Origin of the sequence: Shimia sp. MMG029 (assembly GCF_027947445.1) — a bacterium.
Classification (GTDB): Bacteria; Pseudomonadota; Alphaproteobacteria; order Rhodobacterales; family Rhodobacteraceae; genus Shimia.
The window spans coordinates 77181-96701 of record NZ_JAQJIM010000002.1; the positions used below are offsets into that span (position 1 = coordinate 77181).

Annotated in this window: 19 protein-coding genes; 3 read left to right on the forward strand and 16 right to left on the reverse strand. The window is 59.1% G+C overall.

Annotation, left to right across the window (positions count from 1 at the left end; genetic code table 11):
• Positions 1 to 8: 8 nt before the first annotated feature.
• The 9 genes from PJL69_RS07175 to PJL69_RS07215 all read right to left on the reverse strand — a co-directional run bounded on the left by PJL69_RS07175 (position 9) and on the right by PJL69_RS07215 (position 10925).
• Complete coding sequence (locus PJL69_RS07175) at positions 9 to 2459, reverse strand: GcvT family protein (RefSeq protein WP_271309055.1); 2451 nt, start codon at positions 2457 to 2459, stop codon at positions 9 to 11.
• A gap of 90 nt (positions 2460 to 2549) precedes the next feature.
• Positions 2550 to 3452, reverse strand: a complete 903-nt coding sequence (locus PJL69_RS07180) for a homocysteine S-methyltransferase family protein (RefSeq protein ID WP_271309056.1) — start codon at positions 3450 to 3452, stop codon at positions 2550 to 2552.
• On the reverse strand, positions 3449 to 5899 hold the full coding sequence (locus PJL69_RS07185; RefSeq protein WP_271309057.1) for a GcvT family protein: 2451 nt from the start codon (positions 5897 to 5899) through the stop codon (positions 3449 to 3451). Before PJL69_RS07185 ends, PJL69_RS07180 begins: the two co-directional genes overlap by 4 nt.
• A 12-nt stretch (positions 5900 to 5911) precedes the next feature.
• Complete coding sequence (locus PJL69_RS07190) at positions 5912 to 6535, reverse strand: LysE family translocator (protein ID WP_271309058.1); 624 nt, start codon at positions 6533 to 6535, stop codon at positions 5912 to 5914.
• 2 nt (positions 6536 to 6537) lie between these two features.
• Positions 6538 to 6909, reverse strand: coding sequence for a GFA family protein (locus PJL69_RS07195; protein WP_271309059.1), 372 nt, complete (start codon positions 6907 to 6909; stop codon positions 6538 to 6540).
• Between the two features lie 10 nt (positions 6910 to 6919).
• Entirely contained in the window at positions 6920 to 7492 is a 573-nt protein-coding gene (locus PJL69_RS07200; protein WP_271309060.1) for a helix-turn-helix domain-containing protein, read from the reverse strand.
• Between the two features lie 230 nt (positions 7493 to 7722).
• Positions 7723 to 8436, reverse strand: coding sequence for a phosphotransferase (locus tag PJL69_RS07205; RefSeq protein WP_271309061.1), 714 nt, complete (start codon positions 8434 to 8436; stop codon positions 7723 to 7725).
• A gap of 18 nt (positions 8437 to 8454) precedes the next feature.
• Positions 8455 to 9555, reverse strand: coding sequence for a THUMP domain-containing class I SAM-dependent RNA methyltransferase (locus PJL69_RS07210; protein ID WP_271309062.1), 1101 nt, complete (start codon positions 9553 to 9555; stop codon positions 8455 to 8457).
• Entirely contained in the window at positions 9552 to 10925 is a 1374-nt protein-coding gene (locus PJL69_RS07215; RefSeq protein ID WP_271309063.1) for an amidase, read from the reverse strand. Before PJL69_RS07215 ends, PJL69_RS07210 begins: the two co-directional genes overlap by 4 nt.
• Positions 10926 to 11010: 85 nt before the next feature.
• Between PJL69_RS07215 and PJL69_RS07220 the strand changes: the two genes are divergently transcribed.
• Complete coding sequence (locus PJL69_RS07220; protein WP_271309064.1) at positions 11011 to 12225, forward strand: FAD-dependent monooxygenase; 1215 nt, start codon at positions 11011 to 11013, stop codon at positions 12223 to 12225.
• Positions 12226 to 12322: 97 nt separating this feature from the next.
• On the opposite strand, the gene PJL69_RS07225 is transcribed toward PJL69_RS07220, so the two are convergent.
• The 5 genes from PJL69_RS07225 to PJL69_RS07245 all read right to left on the reverse strand — a co-directional run bounded on the left by PJL69_RS07225 (position 12323) and on the right by PJL69_RS07245 (position 16011).
• Complete coding sequence (locus PJL69_RS07225) at positions 12323 to 12526, reverse strand: Trm112 family protein (protein WP_271309065.1); 204 nt, start codon at positions 12524 to 12526, stop codon at positions 12323 to 12325.
• Positions 12523 to 13167, reverse strand: a complete 645-nt coding sequence (locus tag PJL69_RS07230) for an LON peptidase substrate-binding domain-containing protein (protein ID WP_271309066.1) — start codon at positions 13165 to 13167, stop codon at positions 12523 to 12525. The genes PJL69_RS07225 and PJL69_RS07230 overlap by 4 nt, the downstream gene beginning before the upstream one ends.
• Positions 13168 to 13208: 41 nt before the next feature.
• Positions 13209 to 14135: a thioredoxin family protein gene (locus tag PJL69_RS07235; RefSeq protein ID WP_271309067.1), complete on the reverse strand. Its 927-nt coding sequence runs from the start codon at positions 14133 to 14135 to the stop codon at positions 13209 to 13211.
• 119 nt (positions 14136 to 14254) lie between these two features.
• Positions 14255 to 15043, reverse strand: coding sequence for an exodeoxyribonuclease III (gene xth / locus PJL69_RS07240; RefSeq protein ID WP_271309068.1), 789 nt, complete (start codon positions 15041 to 15043; stop codon positions 14255 to 14257).
• A 281-nt stretch (positions 15044 to 15324) separates the two neighbouring features.
• Complete coding sequence (locus PJL69_RS07245) at positions 15325 to 16011, reverse strand: response regulator transcription factor (protein ID WP_209064738.1); 687 nt, start codon at positions 16009 to 16011, stop codon at positions 15325 to 15327.
• Positions 16012 to 16174: 163 nt separating this feature from the next.
• On the opposite strand from PJL69_RS07245, the gene ribA reads away from it, so the two are divergent.
• Together ribA and PJL69_RS07255 are read left to right on the forward strand one after the other, a co-directional pair.
• Entirely contained in the window at positions 16175 to 17266 is a 1092-nt protein-coding gene (ribA, locus tag PJL69_RS07250; RefSeq protein WP_271309069.1) for a GTP cyclohydrolase II, read from the forward strand.
• Positions 17263 to 17757, forward strand: coding sequence for a L,D-transpeptidase family protein (locus PJL69_RS07255; RefSeq protein WP_271309070.1), 495 nt, complete (start codon positions 17263 to 17265; stop codon positions 17755 to 17757). The genes ribA and PJL69_RS07255 overlap by 4 nt, the downstream gene beginning before the upstream one ends.
• A gap of 67 nt (positions 17758 to 17824) precedes the next feature.
• Here PJL69_RS07255 and PJL69_RS07260 read toward each other — a convergent pair whose 3' ends face one another.
• Together PJL69_RS07260 and PJL69_RS07265 are read right to left on the reverse strand one after the other, a co-directional pair.
• Complete coding sequence (locus PJL69_RS07260; protein WP_271309071.1) at positions 17825 to 18475, reverse strand: YggS family pyridoxal phosphate-dependent enzyme; 651 nt, start codon at positions 18473 to 18475, stop codon at positions 17825 to 17827.
• A gap of 108 nt (positions 18476 to 18583) precedes the next feature.
• A complete protein-coding gene (locus tag PJL69_RS07265; protein ID WP_271309072.1) occupies positions 18584 to 19498 on the reverse strand; it encodes a porin in 915 nt (304 codons plus the stop codon).
• Between the last annotated feature and the right edge of the window lie 23 nt (positions 19499 to 19521).

Sequence of the window (19521 nt, forward strand, 5' to 3'; positions counted from 1 at the left end):
GCCGTTTCTCAGACTTTGACTCGTTCCGATTTCGGATCGTACATAGGTTTCAGTGAGGCTTCAGCCTGTACTCTGCTACCCATCACATCGATTTCGTAGGTCGACGCCAAAACATCAGCCGCCTTTTCCCCCTCACATGGCACATACCCCAACCCAACTGCCGCCCCTAAGGTGTGGCCGTAGTTGCCAGAACTGAGATACCCGACATATTCGCCGTCACGCAGAATCGGCTCATTGTGAAACAGCAATGGCTCAGACTCAGCGAGCTTGAATTGCACAAGTCGGCTCTTGGGCCCGCTTTCCTTGCGTGCGAGCACCGCCTCTTTGCCGATAAAGTCTGCTTTGTCCGTCTTCACAGCGAAGCTGAGCCCCGCATCGACCACGTGATCTTCGCAGGTGATATCATGCCCAAAATGGCGGAAGCCTTTTTCGATCCGGCAGCTGTCCATCATATGCATACCGCAAAGTTTCAGCCCCATATCTTGGCCTACATCCCAGAGCGTTTCAAAGGCATGCCCTGCCATGTCTGAGGACACATAAATTTCCCAGCCAAGTTCGCCCACATAGGTCACCCGATGGGCCCGCGCCAGCCCCATGCCCAAATCAATCTCTTGCGCTGTACCAAACGGATTGATCGCATTGGAGAAATCCGCCGGAGACACTTTCTCAAGCAGCTTGCGCGCGTTTGGCCCCATGATCGCCAGAACACCCTCACCTGCGGTGACATCGGTGATCACCACGTTGAAGCTGCCCTTGTGACGCTGCATCCATGTCTGATCTGCAAGCCGCGTCGCGGCGGGTGTCACCACCAGATAAGCGGTTTCCGTCAGCCGCGTCACTGTGACATCCGCCTCAATCCCACCGTTGCGGTTGAGGAATTGCGTGTAGACGATCTTGCCATTTGGCACCGAATAATCGCCGCCCCCCACATAATTCATGAAGGCCTCCGCATCCGGCCCTTCCACACGGATTTTGCCAAAAGACGACATGTCATACATGCCGACATTTTCGCGCACGGCGCGGTGCTCGGCGGCGGAGTTCTCAAACCAATTCTGGCGTTTCCAGGTATACTGGTATTCGCGCTCTTGGCCTTCATTCGCAAACCAATTGGCCCGCTCCCAGCCTGCGAGTTCTCCAAAAACCGCACCCTGCTCTTTCAGCTGATGATGGAACGGTGTGCGCCGCACCCCGCGCGCGGTGGCTTTTTGGCGATAGGGGAAGTGATCTGCATAAAGCAGCCCCAACGTCTCTTTAGAGCGTTCAAACAGATAGGTTTTGTTGCCCTGAAACGGCTGCATGCGGCTGATGTCCACATCACTCAGATCGAAGGGTTTGCCGCCATCATTCATCCATTGCGCCAGCGCCATGCCCGCGCCACCTGCTGACTGAATGCCAATCGAATTGAACCCGGCAGCAACCCAGACATTGTCCATCTCTGGCGCAAGACCAAGATGATAGGCGTCATCTGGCGTGAAGCTTTCCGGCCCGTTGAAGAAGGTGTGAATACCCGCCTCGGCAAGCATGGGCAGACGGTTGCACGCCGCTTCCAGGATCGGCTCAAAGTGGTCAAAATCTTCTGGCAGCTGGTCAAACTCAAACCTGTCGGGAATACCGCTCATGCCCCAAGGTTTAGCGTTGGGTTCAAAGGCGCCGAGCAGGATTTTACCTGCGTCTTCCTTGTAGTAGGCGCATTCATCGGGAACGCGCAGCACCGGCATCTGTGTGAGGCCCCGAATGCCTTCGGTCACGATGTAGAAGTGCTCACAGGCGTGCAGCGGCACATTCACGCCGGCCATGCGGCCCACTTCATGGCCCCACATCCCCGCACAGTTCACAATCATATCGCAGGCAATGTGGCCTTGAGCGTTGCCGTCATCGGAGACCCAATCCACGCCCGTCACCTTGCGACCGGATTTGGCAATATTGGTGACTTTGCTTCGCTCCTTGACGATGGCACCGCCCTGTCGCGCGCCTTTGGCCAAAGCCAACGCAATATTGGCCGGATCACCCTGACCGTCCAGCGGTAACCAGACGCCAGCTTTCACACCCTCAATATTGAGATGCTCATACCGCGCTTTCACCTCGGCAGGCGAAATCTCTTCGACCTCAACCCCAAAAGCCCGCGCCATGGCCGCTTGGCGGTAGATTTCTTCCTTACGCTCTTCGGTCAAAGCCACAGTGATCGAGCCGCAGCGCTTAAAGCCTGTAGCCACGCCAGTTTCAGCTTCAAGATTGCCGTAAAGCTCTTGGGAGTATTTTGCGAGCTTCGTCATATTCGCCGTGGCGCGAAGCTGTGCAATCAGCCCTGCCGCATGCCATGTGGTGCCCGAAGTCAGCTGCTTGCGCTCCAAAAGCACAACATCTTTCCAGCCCAATTTGGTCAGGTGGTACGCAACAGAACAGCCCACCACGCCGCCGCCAATGATCACCACACGTGCTTTGTTTGGAAGATCCGCCATTATGATGTCCTTTCAGGTGCTTATCGGGCGTACGCCCGCAACCAATCGAGGCTCGCCCCCGATCCCTAGAGTGTATTCAGCAGAATCCGGTCAAGCCCCGACCAGCTCATAACCTGCCTCATTCAAACGATTGGCCAGTGCCGCGATATGGGCTGGGCCAACTTCACAACAGCCACCAACAAAGCGCGCGCCATCAGCAACCCATTGCATGGCAAAATCCGCATAACATGTTGGCGTCACATCATCGCGTGCGCGCAACCCATCTACAGTGCCGCCAATTTCCAACGCATCAATGCCCGTGAACCCATTGGCATAGACGCCTGTTGGTCGCCCTTCTGCGAGAACCGTGTGAAGGCTGTCGGACACAACTTCCGGCTTGGAACAGTTCAACCCGATGCCAGCAACGTCAAATGCTTTCAGGGCCTCTAACGCGGATTCCAGCGACTCTCCTGAGCGTAACATTTGACTGTTGTCGTCTTTGAGGGTCACAAACACCCAAGTCGGCTTGCCTGTTTCAACACCTGCCTGTGCGGCCGCCGTCGCCTCAGCAACGCTTGAAAGCGTTTCACACAACATCACATCGCAAGCCGCAGCCTGAGCTTCCGCAATCTCTTGATACGCGGGTAGCAAATCTGCGTGAGTGCGTGACATGTCAGGCCGATAAGACCCGTGCAAAGGTGGCAGACAGGCGGCCAGCTTTACACCCTCAGCGCCCACTTCATCCCGGGCGGCATTTGCGAGATCGATCGCCCGCTGCTGGAGCGCATCAAACATATCGCCGACACCTTCACGAGTCAGCCGCTCCGGCGTCGCGGAATAGGTATTAAGTGTGACCAGACGCGCACCAGCCCGGATGAAGTCTGCATGTACCGCCTGCACAATCTCCGGCTCTTCCATCATCACTTTGGTGGACCAAAGCGGATGCGCTGGCATAGAGGATCGCGCCAGCAACTCCTGCCCCGATCCTCCATCTTTCAGGATAATCTTTGTCATGCACGCAGACGTTCGTTGGCCGGATCCCAGAGCGGCTGATCCTCTTGCACCACGGCGCGGTATTTCTTGCCGTAAATCTCAACCTCAAGCTCTGTGCCGGGTTTCGCCAGATCTGCCTGCACCATGCCCAGCGCGATAGAGGCATTCACACGATGCCCCCAGCCGCCAGATGTGGTTTCACCTACAATCTGATCGCCATGCCAGATACAAGACATATAAGGCGCATCTGCGTCACCGGCCTCTACAACCAAGGTCACAAAGGATTTTTTGACGCCCTGTTGCAGCTCGCTCTGGATCGCGGCTTTGCCCGGGAACGCCTGTGGCTTGTCCAGTTTGACAAAGCGGCCAAGGCCCCCTTCAAGCAGAGAGTAATCTGTGGAGAGATCGCCTTTCCAAGCGCGGTAGCCTTTCTCAAGGCGCAGCGAGTTCAGCGCATACATGCCAAACGGTGTCGCACCAGCGGCGATAATGGCGTCATAGATTGCAGGCATATCTGCAAAAGGCGCATGCACCTCCCAACCAAGCTCACCTGCAAAGGAAACACGCACCAATGTCACCTTGGCACCAGCCATCTGCGCTTGTTGGTGCGTAAGCCAGCCCAGAGAAAGATCCGCGTCGCTTAAACCCGCCAAAATCTCGCGCGACTTGGGGCCGGTTACGATCAACGTGCTCATATCCACGGTGCAATCTACGAGTTCTACCCCACAAGGAAGGTTACGGTTCAGCAATTCGAAATCATGCCATTGCGCGCTGGCTGCCGTGATCAGAACAAAGCCATCCTCCGCGTGGCGCAGAACCGACATTTCCGTCAAGATACGCCCGCGTTCATCCGAGAAATAGGCCAGATTAATCCGCCCAACCTTTGGCAAGCCCCCGGTAATCATGCCGCGCAACCATTCTGCTGCGCCAGGGCCATTCAAAGCAAACCGAGAAAAGCCTGGCAAATCAAGCACTCCGCAGTGATCGCGCACCGCTTCGCATTCTGCTTTGATGCGCTGCTCCCAAGGGCCGGAGCGACCCCAAGTATGGGTGGCATCGAGCGAGGTGTCGTCGCCGTCTTTGGCGAACCAATTGGCCCGCTCCCATCCGTTGTAGGCCCCCATAACACCGCCTTGTGCAACCACCCGGTCATGGACGGGGGAGAGCTTCTTGTCGCGCGCGGCGGGCCATTCGTGATGCGGGAAATGCATGGCATATTCGTTGCCGTAAACTTCCATGCCTTTCTTCACGCAGTAATCATGATCGGTGTAATCGGTGTAGCGGCGCGGGTCGACGGCCCACATATCCCATTCGGTGTGCCCATCCACAATCCACTCCGCCAGCACCTTGCCAGCTCCGCCACCTTGAGCGATGCCGAAGGTGAACACACAGTTTTCAAAGGCATTTTCCACGCCCGGCATCGGGCCAATTAGTGGCAGACCGTCTGGCGCATAGGGGATCGGGCCGTTGATCACACGGCTGATGCCGGAGGTGGCCATCAGCGGCACCCGCTCCATCGCGTCGGTCACGATGTCCTCGATCCGGTCCAGATCGTCAGACCATAGTTGGAAAGAAAAATCATCCGGCATAGGGTCGGCCTCCGTGTCCCAATGCGCTTTACAGTTGGGCTCATAAGGGCCCAGGTTGTAGCCGTGTTTCTCCTGACGCAGGTAGTAAGAGATATCCACGTCGCGCAGCAGTGGCAGTTTCGCACCGCCGTTGGCTTTGGACCAGTCTTCCACCTCGGGGATTTCTTCCGTCAGCAGATACTGGTGGCTCATCACCATCATCGGCACGGAACGACCGCCATACGGCTTGAACCATTCGCCCACACGCTGGGCATAGTAACCCGCTGCATTCACGACATAATCACAGGCGATGTCGCCTTTGTCCGTGTGTACAATCCAGCTTTTGTCTTCCAGCTGAGTCACGCCAGTGGCGGGGCAGAAGCGGATGATTTTCTGGCCCATGTCCCGTGCGCCTTTGGCCAAAGCCTGCGTCAGCTGAGCCGGATCAATATCGCCATCGGTGGGATCATAGAGCACACCCATGAGATCGTGGGTCTCAAGGAAAGGATAGCGCTCTTTGGCCTCTTCCGGGGTCCACATTTCCATTGGAATACCCTGATAGCGCGCCATGGACATGGCGCGTTCAAACTCCTGCACACGCTCTTTGGTGTGCGCCAGTCGGATGGAGCCGGACTGGTGATAGTTCATCGGATAGTCCACCTCTTCGCCCAAACGGGCGTAAAGCTCGGTGGAGTAGCGTTGCATGTTCATAATCGCCCAAGAGTTTGAAAACGTGGGCACATTTCCGGCTGCGTGCCAGGTAGACCCGGCAGTCAGTTCATTCTTTTCCAGCAGGACACAATCGGTCCAGCCCTTCTTGGCAAGGTGATACAGGCTGGAGGTGCCAACGACCCCGCCCCCGATGATGACCACACGGGCTTTTGTTGGAAAATCAGACATTTACAGACTCCCTCAGTCGAAAACGAGCTTGGCAGCAAGGCTGCCGAAAATGATGGATGCGCATTTGTTGAGTACCCCGGTGGCCTTTTTGAGCTTCGCGCCGACCAGTCCGGCAGACAGGCCAATCATGGACACCACCACAAAGCCACCAGCGGCGAACATCAGGCCGAGAATGACAATTTGTTGCCAGATCGGACCTGCTTCAGGGGCGGTGAATTGGGGTAAAAATGCGAGAATAAACAGGATGATTTTGGGGTTCATGATGTTGGTCAGGAACCCACGGCGCAAGGCACGTGCCACATTTGCACGGCCATCCGCGGCATCTGAAGGCGGCGGGGCGCGCCAGGATTGCCACGCCAAAACAACAAGATAGGCCGCGCCTGCGTAGCGGATCACCAGCAGCGCCGTAGGCGATGCGGCGATCACAACAGCCAGCCCAGCGGCTGCAAGCGTGATATGGACCAGCAAGCCCAGCGTGACGCCCAGAGTGGCCGCGAAACCAGCTTTGGGGCCGCCTGCGATGCCGCTTGCGATGGTGAACATCATATCCGCACCGGGGGTTAGGTACATGACCAACGAGGCCGCCATGAAAGCCCAGAGCGTGACGCTTTCCATATTTGCGAATGTTTCCAGCATCTTCAGCCCCTCTGCGGGAGACCGTCGACGATCTGATAATAGTCGCCCTTGTCCCCTACAAAAATGTGTTTCTCCAAACTCAGCCCGGTTGGCCCGTCAACGGCACCAAGTGCGAAACTGATCGTGTTTTCATCATGGGCTTTCCAAAAAAGGAAAGATCCACAGCGGGGACAACTGCCACGCTTGGCGGAGGTACTTGCCTCATACCAGAGAACGTCACCTGTAATTTTCAGTTCTTGCTCAAGCACATAGGCAGATGACCACACGCCGCCTGATTGCTTGCGGCATTGACTGCAGTGGCACATGGATGCGCCTTGGGGCGTTGCATTCGTTTCGAATTTGATGTCGCCACAGAGGCATGTTCCTTTGAGCATTGCGACCTCCTCAATAGACCGGCGGCGCGATCACCCAGATCGCGACGCAGGGTTCATCATGGGGGTTGGACCAGTGATATTCCTCGCCGCGGATGCGGAAGCTGTCGCCTGGACCTACGGAAAATTCTTGTGCACCGATCCGTAAATTCAGTTTACCTTCAACCACATAGCCTACTTCTTGCGTTGGCCGGGTGGCAGGCATTTGCATCTCAGAGCGCGGCGCGAAGGTGGAATGCACCATCTCAAAGTCGTCTGTCAGATCCGGCGACAGCAGCTCTTCGACAAGCCCTTCGTCGCTGCCACCCATCGGACGGCGGGCGCCTGCTCGAACAATGTAGCCCTGCTCATGCGCCGGTGCGGAGGACTGTCCGAACAACATTGACATAGGAACATCAAGCACTTGCGCGATTTGACGGAGATCGGAAATCGTCGGTTCGGACTTGTCGCGCTCCACCTGACTGAGCCAGCCCACAGACCGTTCCAGCGCCTCTGCCATATCCGTCAATGTCAGCCCACGCGCCTTGCGCAGCGCACGCAGATCGGCGCCAAGCGTTGGTGGATTTTGGGGCACATCGTGCAGCATGACGCGCGACTCCGGTGGTGAAAATTATACCTCGAATTTCACGCTGCCTCAGTTTCGTGAAATTTCAAAGTACTTTTTCACGCAAGCGCCTCTTTTGTTGCGTGCCTCAGAGGCTACGTTAACCCTGAAATCAACGTCGGTATCGCGTCTGTATTGCGGCGGTATCGCGGAGGTGCGAAATTTCTGCCCGAAAAAGGTTACCCCAACGCGCGTTGCGTAGATTCCACAGCTCAGATGCCGCGCAAATCTTTCTCAAGTCGACAGGCGTATTCTGGCTCCCGCTGCCAGCCGCAGGCCACCTCCCATGCGAGATGGGCACGATGCGCCAGCGGCCCCAAAGGCTCAAGCATCACCCGATCAAAAAGCGGCAGGTCGCGGCGGCATTCATCCCAATCAATCAGCCAGAGATGCCCCAGCGGATTACGCAGCAGATTGCCCTGCGCAAGGTCGCCATGCACCACAGAGAGTGGCGTGGTTTGCACGGCGCTCCAAGCGGCCCGACACAAAGCTACAAGATCGGCGGGCATCTGTGTGAGGTCGACGTCGCCGCCCGCCGCGCGGGTCAGCAGGTCGGCGGTGGCGCAAAACCCCGGTCGTTGAGACACAGCGCGGCTCATTTCGTGAAACCGGTTGAGTGGGGCGGAGAGGTCAGAGGCCGCAGCAGGCGGTATCGCTGCCCCTTGAACAAAGTCCTCACATATCCAGCCTTCAGGAGTCCACGCGTCGGACAGGCTGCAATGCATTTGCGGCACATTTAGTCCTGCGGCGCGAGCGATGGCCTGCACCTCTGAAAGCCAGGCCATCGCCACCTCTGAGCGTTGGGTGGATTTGAACACCAGATCTTTGGGCAGGCCGCGCGTGCGCCAGACCGTATTGCGATTGCCACCCGTGAGCTCTTCAAGCGGCGCATGTATGCCCCAGAGATCCAGAGGTGGACGGCTCATCGCTTTGCGGCTCCCGCCCTAAGGCACCTCGCAGGTGTAAAGCTGCACCTTCAGCCCGCCATGCACCACCGTGGCAAAGGGTGTTTCCAGCGGCAGGCCCGTGGCGCGGGCGAGCCCGGTGTCGGTGGTGACAATGCCCACCGTCCAGCCGGAAAAGTGCTGCGTCAGCGCTTTGCCAAAGCTCGCGTAAAGCGCAAACAGCCCCTTTTTGTCGCCGATCCGTGCGCCATAGGGCGGGTTTACCACGACGATGCCGGGCGGGCCGTCTGGCGCGGTGATCTCGCCTGCGCTTTTCTGGGCGAAGCTGGCCCAGTCCGCCACCCCTGCGCGGCTGGCGTTTTCACCCGCCATACGGATCGCGCCTGCGTCTTTATCTGAGCCCATAAAGCGCGCGGATGGCGCATGGGATTCTGACACACGCAACGCTGCAAAGGCCTCTGCGTCAAATGTGGCGAGCTGCTCAAAGGCGAAGCTGCGCGAGCGGCCCGGCAACAGCCCCGCGGCGATTTCCGCGGCTTCGATCACAAAGGTGCCGGAGCCACACATCGGATCATAGACCGGCTGGCTGCCATCAAAGCCAAGCTGGCGCAAGAACATGGCGGCCATGTTTTCACGCATCGGCGCTTTGGCAACCGCCGCTTTGTGGCCGCGTTTGTGCAGGCTCTCCCCCGTGGTGTCGAGCGACAGGGTGACCATATTGTTGTCGATCCGCGCCTTTACGACCACGTCAGCCTCCGCTGAGATCGGCGCGCCGACGGCGGTGGCGAGACCACGCTCGATCCGCTCTTTGGCGGCGCCTGCGTGGTAGATCTTGGATTTCTGCGTGGCGACATCGACCTTCAGCGGCACATCGGTGCGCAGATATTGCCGCCATGGCATGTCGGCGATCAGCCGCTCCAGCTGATTGAGGTGCATGGCCTGAAAGTTGTCGATCCGTGCAAGCACCCGCACGGCCCCGCGCAGGCACAGATTGGCGCGCCAGACATCTTGCCAGTTGCCACGAAAGCGCACGCCGCCGGGCATCATCTTGGGCTTTTTGAAGCCCGCATCCGCAATTTCGGCCGCGAGGGGTTTTTCCAGCCCCGGCGCGGTCACCACAAAGATTTCGAATTTTTTCATGCGCCGCTTGTAGCGGGGTTTGTCAGGTGACGCGAGGCGTAGTCCTCAGAAAACAGCGCCTCGACCCCGGCAGCAAGCCGCAGAAGGCGGGCTTCATCGCCGCCTTTGACCACCAGCATCACGCCGCAAGACGGCACACCCGTGGGCAGGGTCATCGCGGCGCTGCTCATCAGATTGCCCATACGGGTGTTGCGCAAGGCCAGCAGGTTTTCGGTGACGTAATACTCCTGATCGCTCATCAGGCGTTCCACATTGGGGGGCAGAATCGGCGTGGTCGGCATGAGCACTGCATCATAATGCGCGATCCGGGCCTCCCAAGTCTCGCGCAACTCCAGCAGGCGATACCAGGCAGAGATATACTCCGGCCCGCTGAAGGTGGCACCTGCACGGAATCGCTCCAGAATCTGGTCAAACATTTTATCAGGTGCAGCTTCGATCACGTCTTTCCACTCGCCGTAGGCTTCGACCGTGTAGAGCGGCGCGCTGAGCGACAGCGCCTCGGTGATTTCGGGGGCCTGAATAAATTCGATGGTGGCGCCTGCCGTGCCGATGCGTTGCAGCGCCCGCTCAAAGCCCGCCATGGGTGCCTCGCGCACGTCCTCAAGCGCGCTTTCCAGAACCGCAAAACGTTTGCCCTTCAGATCCGCGCCGCGCAGATCCACGGGCGCGCTGCCATCGAGCACCGCAAACAGCAGGGCGGCGTCCTCAACCGTGCGGGTGAGCGGGCCAACGGTGTCAAAGCTGCGGCAGAGCGACACCACGCCTTTGCAGGAGATACGGCCTGCGGTGGTTTTCAGCCCAACCAGATCGTTCCAGGCCGCAGGAATGCGCACGGAGCCGCCGGTGTCAGAGCCGATGCCCGCAGCGGCAAGCCCAAAGGCAACGCTTGCGCCAGCGCCAGAGGATGAGCCGCCCGGCACGGCCTCCGGGTCATTCACACAAGGCGGCGTGGCGGTGATCGGGTTGAGGCCAATGCCAGAAAAGGCAAGCTCGCTCATATGGGTTTTGCCAAGGCAGACAAGCCCCAGCGCGGTGGCGTTAGCGAGCACCTCAGCATCACGTGTGGGCACGCGGCCTTTCAGCAGGTCCGAGCCTGCCTCGGTCGCCACACCGGCGCTGTCAAACAGGTCTTTCCAGCTGATCGGCACCCCATCCAGCAGCGACAGGCGCTGGCCTGCGCGCGCACGATCCGCAGCGGCGGCGGCCTCTGCCAGAGCGCGCTCCCGGGTGATGGCCGAATAGATCCGTCCGCTTTCGGCATGGCTGTCCATCGCGGCGAGATAGGTCTCGGTCAGGGCCACCGGGTCGATCGCCCCGGCCTCAATCCCGCGTCCCAGATCCGCTGCGCTCATTTTCAGCCATTCCAACATCGTGTTCTCCAAAACTTCTGATCGGCGCGACGGTAGCGGCGCAATCGCGCATGGACAATCCCGAACCGACACCCATATTGGCGATATGAGTTTTGACACCGATATTCTGATCGCGGGTGGCGGGCTGAACGGCCCTGCGCTTGCGCTGGCGCTCGCACAGGCGGGCTTTGATGTGACCGTTGTGGATGCGCGCGCCGCACCAGCGCGGGCGGCGGGCAATTTTGACGGGCGCGGCTATGCGCTGGCGCTGGCCTCCAAACGTCTGCTGACCGCGATTGGCGTCTGGGATCAGGTGGCCGATCAGGCCGAACCGATGCGCGACATCAAGGTTTCTGACGGGCGCGCTGGCGAAGGACCTGCACCGTTCTTCATGCATTTTGACCATCGTGAGATCGAAGAAGGCCCGATGGGGTTCATGCTAGAAGATCGTTTTCTTTACCGTGCTTTTCTGACCGCGATGGAAGCCGAGGCTAAGATCACGCTGATCTCTGGCACCGAGGTCACGGATCAAGCGGTTGATGTCAGCGGTGTCACAGTCACATTGAGTGATGGCAGCAGCAAGCGTGCGCGGCTTTTGGTGGGCTGTGACGGGCGGCAGACCGGGGTTGGCACGCGCGCGAAGATCAAGCGCACGGGCTGGGGCTATGGGCAGACTGCGCTGGTCTGCGCCATCAAACATGAAAAACCCCACAATGGCGTGGCGCATCAGTTCTTCATGCCCCCCGGCCCGCTGGCGATTCTGCCACTGCCAAACAACATGTGCTCGATCGTCTGGTCGGAAAGCGATGCCGCTGCCAAAGCCATCAATGCGCTGTCAGATGACGATTACATGGCGGTGCTGCGCCCGCGGTTTGGCGATTTTCTGGGCGAAATCGAACTGGCAGGCAGCCGCTTCACCTATCCGCTGAGCCTCTCGGTGGCCAATGAGTTCGTCGCCGAACGCGTGGCGCTGGTGGGCGACGCGGCCCATGGGATGCACCCGATTGCCGGGCAAGGGCTGAACGCTGGTCTGCGCGATGTGGCGGCGCTGGCGCAAATCCTGTCTGAGGCGCAACAGCGCGGCGAAGATTTTGCCTCTGCGTTGGTTCTGGCGCGTTATCAGGAATGGCGCCGCTTTGACACGGCGACACTGGTGGCGACAACGGATCTCACCAACAAGCTGTTTTCCAACGACAACCCGCTGCTGCGCGCCGCGCGGGATCTGGGCATGGGCGTTGTGGGCGCGATGCCGGGCCTGCGCCGCACATTTATGCGTGAAGCTGCGGGGCTTAATGGCGACTTGCCCAAGCTGATGCAGTAGACCCACCGCCTTTCTCATTCGTCAAATATCCCGGGGGTGAGCGCGCAGCGCGAGGGGGCTGGCCCCCTCGGGTTTCCTCAAACGCGGAACTTTGCGGTCACTCAATCACACGCGCTTCGTCGATCAACATCACAGGGATGCCTGCGCGGATCGGAAACGCCAGACCCGCCGCACGTGAAATCAACTCCTGTGCCTCGGCATCGTACTCCAATGTGCGCCCGGTCTTTGGACAAACCAGCGCCTCCAGCATGCGGCGGTCAAATTCAGGTATGCGAGGCTGCGCCGTTTCAACATCGGTCATTGTATCAAGTCCTCTCCATCACCGCTGCGCAGTGAAAATTCCATAAGTGTCACAAGGGTTTCGCGGCGGGTGGTGAGCGACGGCGCTTCCAGCAGCGCCTGCTTGTCCTCTGCCCCAAACTCCAGAAGCATCGACAGCGAATTGATCAGCAGCTCATCATCCGCATCTTTCAGCGTTTCCCAATCAGTGGACAGATCCCGCTGCTCAAAATAGCGCTGCAATAGATCCATAAACGCGGGCCGTTGAAAGCCCGGATCGGTCTCCGTGCCGCCGAGATCACGCTCAAATCCGTCCCATTGCACCTGACAGCGGCGGTAGGGCGCAAAGCCTTCGACCTCCTGCAGTACGCGGAAACGAGAGATGCCCGACAGGGTGATCAGATAGCGATTGTCATCGGTTTCGGTGAATTGCGTGATCCGCCCGGCACAGCCAATGGTGTGCAGACCCGACCCTTCGCGCCCCGGCACCTCGTTGGGCTGGATCATCCCAATCAAACGCTCCGGTGTTTTGAGCGCATCATCCAGCATGGCCAGATAGCGCGGCTCAAAAATATGCAGGGGCAGTCGCGCGCGGGGCAACATCAGCGCCCCGGGCAAGGGAAACACCGCCAGTGTTTCCGGAAGGTCAGCGGCTTTGAACATGGCAGAAGCCTACTCTGGAACGCCTGATCCGCAAAGCGAGATCATGCAAAGATCAGCGAGCTCAGTTTGCGGCGGCCATTGAGCACCACCGGATCATTGGCTGGAAGCGCCTCAAAGATGGTGAAGAGCTGCGCCTTGGCCGCGCCGTCATTCCATTCGCGATCCCGGCGGAACAGCTCCAGCAGCTCGTTCACTGCCTCTTCGATCTGATCGGCGGCGTGCAGCGCCTGCGCCAGATCCAGACGCGCCTGATGGTTGTCGGGATCCGCCTCCACAGCCGCGCGCAGCTCTGCCACGGGGCCCGCGTTTTCTGCCTGCCGCGCCAGCTCGATCTGTGCGCGCACCGCTTCGATTTCTGCAGCGTCAGCGATGGCCTCCGGCGCGCCGTTGATCACCGCTTCGGCCTGATCGGTCTGCCCAAGCGCCAGATAGGCACGCGCCATGCCAGCAAAAGCGGCTGCGTTTTCAGGATCTTGCTCAGCAATGGCGGCAAAGGTTTCTGCCGCAGAGGTGGCATCGCCCTCGCCCAGCATCTCTTCTGCTGCGGCCAGCGCATCGGCCAAACCGCCATCCGGCATCGCGCCGCCACCGGCCTCAACCACACGCGCGACAAAGGCGTCGATCTCGCTGGGCGGCAATGCGCCCTGAAAGCCGTCAACCGGCTGGCCCTGCCAGAAAGCATAGACGGTCGGGATGGATTGCACGCGCATCTGGCCTGCGATCATCTGGTTTTCATCAACATTGACCTTGGCCATTTTGACCGCGCCACCGGCTGCGGTCACAGCCGCCTCAAGCGCCGGGCCGAGAGTTTTACAGGGGCCGCACCATGGGGCCCAGAAGTCCACGATCACCGGCACGGTCATGGAGGCATCCACAACATTGGCCATAAAAGTGGCTTCAGATACGTCTTTGATCAGATCGCCATTTGCGGGCGCAGCCTGTGCGCCGCCGCCAAGAATATCCATCATCTTTTGTCTCCGTCTGGACCTTGCCCTCTATATGGCGAGATGCGGCGCAGAAACCAAGGGAGGAGTTGCCCTGCCCGCGCCACTTTCACCGAACTTTCCGCGACAAAATCCCTAGTGAGTTACAGATCGAATGTCGCAAAGAGCGGCGCATGATCGGAGGGTTTTTCCCAGCCACGGGCCGCGCGCAACACGCGGCTTGAGTGCGCGGCGTTGGAAATATCCGGGGTGGCCCAGATGTGATCGAGCCTGCGGCCCTTGTCTGCCGCATCCCAATCGCGCGCGCGGTAAGACCACCAGCTGTAAAGCTTGCCCTCGGGGATGTCTTGGCGGGTGACATCGACCCAACCGCCGGCCTCCTGCGTTTCGGCGAGTTTTTCGACCTCAATCGGGGTGTGGCTCACCACTTTCAGAAGCTTTTTGTGATCCCAGACGTCATCTTCGCGCGGGGCAATGTTGAGATCGCCCACCATGATGGATTTGCGCATGTCTTCGCGTTTGAAGTAATCACGCATGTCCGCCAGATAGTCGAGCTTCTGGCCGAATTTCTCATTCTGCTCGCGATCTGGCACGTCGCCGCCTGCGGGCACATAGAAATTGTGGACTGTCACACCGTTTTCGAGCCGCCCTGCGATATGACGGGCATGGCCAAGTTCTGCGAAATCCTCGCTGCCCGCTTCCTCCATCGGGATTTTGGAGAAGATCGCCACGCCGTTGTAGCCCTTCTGGCCGCGCGCGACCATGTGGGTGTAGCCCAGAGCGGCAAAGCTCTCCGTAGGGATTTTATCGACCGGGCTCTTGCATTCCTGAAGGCAGAGCACATCGGGGGCCTCTTCCTGCATCAGCTTTTGCACAATTGGCTCGCGCAGGCGCACGGAGTTGATGTTCCAGGTGGCAAGCGTGAATGGCATGGAGCTCTCCCTCAGATGTTTGCCGCGACCCTACGCGGGTGTGCGGGCGCTGCCAATCCGAAAGCTGCGCCAAGGGACATGCACCTCTGCGCGGGCACAAAAAAAGGCCCGAGCCGGAGCCCGGGCCAGTCCAACAGGGAGGTTCATGTCATAACCCGGACATGGGCGGGAACTCTTTGGTCGTTGCAAATGGTGCGCGTTTCAAATGTTCACCCGACCACTGTAGCATATTTAGGAGCTGCCGGGGCTCAGCAAAATACCCCGGCATCTCATCGGCGGTTTTATGCCACCAGGCGATAGCCACCGCTTTCTGTGATCAGAAGCCGCGCATTGGAGGGATCGGGCTCAATCTTCTGGCGCAGACGATAGATGTGGGTTTCCAGCGTGTGGGTGGTGACGCCAGCGTTGTACCCCCACACCTCGTGGAGCAGAACATCGCGTGCCACAACACCTTCGGTGGCCCGATAGAGGAACTTCAGGATGTTGGTTTCTTTCTCCGTCAGGCGAATCTTGCGATCGTCCTCGGTGGTCAGCAGTTTCATCGACGGTTTGAACGTATATGGCCCAAGCTGGAAAACCGCGTCTTCAGATTGTTCATGCTGGCGCAGCTGCGCACGAATCCGCGCAAGCAGCACCGGGAACTTAAACGGCTTGGTGACATAGTCATTAGCGCCCGAATCAAGGCCCAGAATGGTGTCTGCATCGCTGTCGTGACCGGTCAGCATAAGGATCGGGCTTTTCACACCCTGCTTGCGCATCAGGCGGCAAAGCTCGCGGCCATCGGTGTCAGGCAGACCCACATCGAGGATGATGATATCATACAGCCCTTCTTTCACACGGCTCATCGCGTCCGCGCCATTGGCGGCCTCAAAGACATCAAAGTCTTCTGTCATCACCAGTTGTTCAGACAGCGCCTCGCGCAGATCGTCATCATCGTCTACCAGCAGGATCTTTTTCAATTGCGCCATGTGCCGCCTCCTCGTTTGCGTTGGTGATAGTGAAACTGTGCTAGCATTTCATTGACGACAAGATTTGCTGCAAAACTCTCACGCCCTCGTGTTTCAGCAGCGGCAAATGTTTCATATTGCTGCAAGGAAGGCTACATGTGTGGCGCAACTAGCTGAGGTTCACATGAGTTTTGCACCTGACATTATCGAGCGACTGGCCCGCGCCCGCGCAGATCTGCGTATGGGGGTGCCGATTGTTCTGACCGGAGACGGTGTGCCTCTCTTGGTGTTGGCGGCGGAGACCTTGACCGAGGGGCGTCTGTCTGCTGTGCGTGCAATGCAGGGAACACCGCATCTGGTGATCACGGCGCGGCGTGCCGAGACTCTGAAAGCGCGGGTCTATGATGGAGATGTGGCCCGCATTGCCCTGCCGCAGGACGCGAATCTTGCGTGGCTGCACAGCATCGCAGCGCCAGAAGATGACCTGAGAAACCCGATGAAAGGCCCCTTGGCCACAGCGCGCGACGGCAACGCGGATCTGCATCGCGCCGCCGTAAAGCTGGTGAAATCCGCACAACTTTTGCCGGCGGCGCTGACCATGGCCTTGCCCGATGCGGGTCAATTTGCGTTGGAACACGGGCTGACAGTGATTTCACACGCTCTGGCCGCACCGCATCTGTCTGCCACAAGCCCGCTGCACCCGGTGGTACATGCCCGCCTGCCGATGGCGGCCGCAGAGGCCGGACGGTTGCACATCTTCCGCCCAGAGGATGGCGGATCAGAACATTACGCGATCGAAATCGGGCGCCCTGCCCGCAACAAACCTGTGCTGGCGCGACTGCATTCTGCCTGTTTCACCGGCGACGTGATGGGCAGCCTGAAATGCGACTGCGGCCCACAGCTTCATGCCGCACTGGATCAGATGGGCACGGAGGGCGAAGGCGTTCTGTTGTACCTCAACCAAGAGGGGCGCGGGATTGGACTGGCCAACAAAATGCGCGCATATTCTCTGCAGGATCAAGGATTTGACACCGTGGAAGCCAACCACCGTCTTGGGTTTGAAGATGATGAGCGAGACTTCCGCATTGGGGCCAAGATCCTGCAGGAAATGGGATTTGAACAGGTGCGCCTGCTGACCAACAACCCGCGCAAGATCGCCATGATGGAAAACGCTGGTGTGGCTGTGGCCGAGCGGGTGGCGCTCAAGGTTGGCGAGAATGTTCACAACGAAGCCTATCTTGCGACCAAGGCCCATAAATCCGGGCACATGTTATGAGCCCTGATGATCTGGTGCTGACCCCACGTGGCGTGCGTTTTCAGGGAAGGTATTTTCCCTGCAGCATCGGCAAAGGCGGGATCAGCGGCCGCAAGCGCGAGGGGGACGGGGCCACGCCGCGCGGCGTGCATAAGATCGTCGGAATGCTGTATCGGGCCGATCGCATGGCCGAACCGCGCACCTGGGCGCTGGCGATTGGCAAAGACGACTTGTGGTGTGATGCGCCGGGTCATCAGGACTACAACCAGCAGGTGCGCGCACCGTTCCAAGACAGCCATGAAGCCCTGCGCCGGGCAGACCCGCTGTATGATCTGATCCTGCTCACCGATTGGAATTGGCGTGATGTTGTTGCCGGGCGCGGCTCAGCGATTTTTCTACATCAATGGCGGCGTCCGGGATATCCGACAGAGGGCTGTATCGCCTTCAGTCGTTCAGATCTCCATTGGATCGCAAGCCGGATTGTGCCCGGCACACGGGTGATTGTCCCTTAACTTAAGGCTTTCTCATTCTTAAAATATCCCCGCCGGAGGCATCCAACAGACGCCTCACCGCGCCACTTTAACTTGGGCGCGCACCAAAAATTGCGGATCCCACACGCACATGCGTGGCCCCAAGCGCAACCGCACGCTCATAATCCCCGCTCATGCCCATGGACAGACCTGCCAGATCGTTGCGTTTGGCAAGTTTGGCCAACAGCGCAAAGTGCAGGGCTGGCTCTTCGTCCACAGGTGGGATGCACATCAGGCCAACCACCGGCAAATCCAGCGCGCGGCATTCTGAGACAAATGCATCTGTGTCAGCGGGCAGAATCCCGGATTTCTGCGCTTCTTCTCCGGTATTTACTTGAATGAAGAGATCAGGACAGCGCCCCTCTTCCTGTGCGAGTCGAGCCAAGGTGTTGGCAAGTTTTGGGCGATCAAGCGAATGAATGGCGTCAAACAGGCCGAGCGCCTGACGTGCCTTGTTTGTTTGCAACGGCCCCAGCAAATGCACTTTGGCATCCGGATAGGTTGCGCGGAACGCGGGCCATTTCCCTGCGGCTTCCTGCACCTGGTTCTCGCCGAACAGCCGGTGGCCCTGCGCCAATACATCCGCCACCCGTTCGTCTGGCTGTCGCTTGCTGACGGCGATCAATTGGGTCGCCCCAGCAGCACGGCCTGCGGAGGCTTCAGCTTTGGTGATGCGGTCGGAAATTTCGGTCAGCGACATGGGCGGCCTCTCTTGATGGTGTTGGGGCGCGACAAATCATGCTTTGGTACAAAAAGAAAGGGGCAGGCTCTTGCGAGCCCGCCCCAAAGACTTGGTGTCGATCAACTATTAGAAGTTGAATACTACACCCAGGTCGCCAACAGTGTTGCCGGAAGCGTTGGAACCAACACCTGCGCCCAGGGACACACCGCCACCCAGGGAGTGGGAAACGCCAATACCGTAGGAGGTGTCGGAGTTGGTTGCGCCACCGGTGGACACGTGCGCGTTCACGGAAGTTGCTGCAGAGATGCTGTAGGAGCCGGAAGCACCGAACATTACGTCGTCTGCTGCGTCGTTGTCGCCAACCAGCACAGAGTAGCCGAAGTCGCCGAAGGAGCCGTCAACGCCCAACGCCCACTGGGAGTTGTCTGCGTCGCTGTCACCATACATCAGGCCAACGTTGTGCGCGCCGAAGCTGTAGCCGCCGCCGATTTGCCAGTATGCGTTGCCCGCGCCTGCACCGTTCTCGCCGTCTTCCATGGAGTAGGACGCAGAACCGGTGAAGTCACCAGTGGTGTAACGCAGTTTGATGGTCTGGTTGTCGTCGTCACCGGAGCCGGAGAAACCGTTACGGTCGAAGCCAACGAAGTTAGCAGTCTGACCGGAGATCGCGGTGTAACCGATTTCGTAGCCGGACCAGTTCAGAACGTCACCGGAGTCGAACACGTCGGATACGGAACCAACGTCAACACGGATGCCGCCGGTGGACACTGCGAAGCCAACGCCGCCAGGGCCGGTGCCGTTGGAGCCGAAGCCTGCATCTTCTTCAGCTTGAAGACGGATACGGCCTTCGAACTTCACGCCGCCGTCAGTTTCGGTCAGGCCAGTGATGTTCACACGGATACGGTGATCCAGGATGGTTTCGTCAGCCAGGCTCTCGTCGTACTGAAGACCAAAGCGGCCTGCACCGCCGAAAGTTACGTCTGCTGCTGCAACGGATGCGGTTGCAACCAGAGCAGTCGAAGCGAAGAGAATCTTTTTCATGATTTTTCCCTCGGATTTCCAAT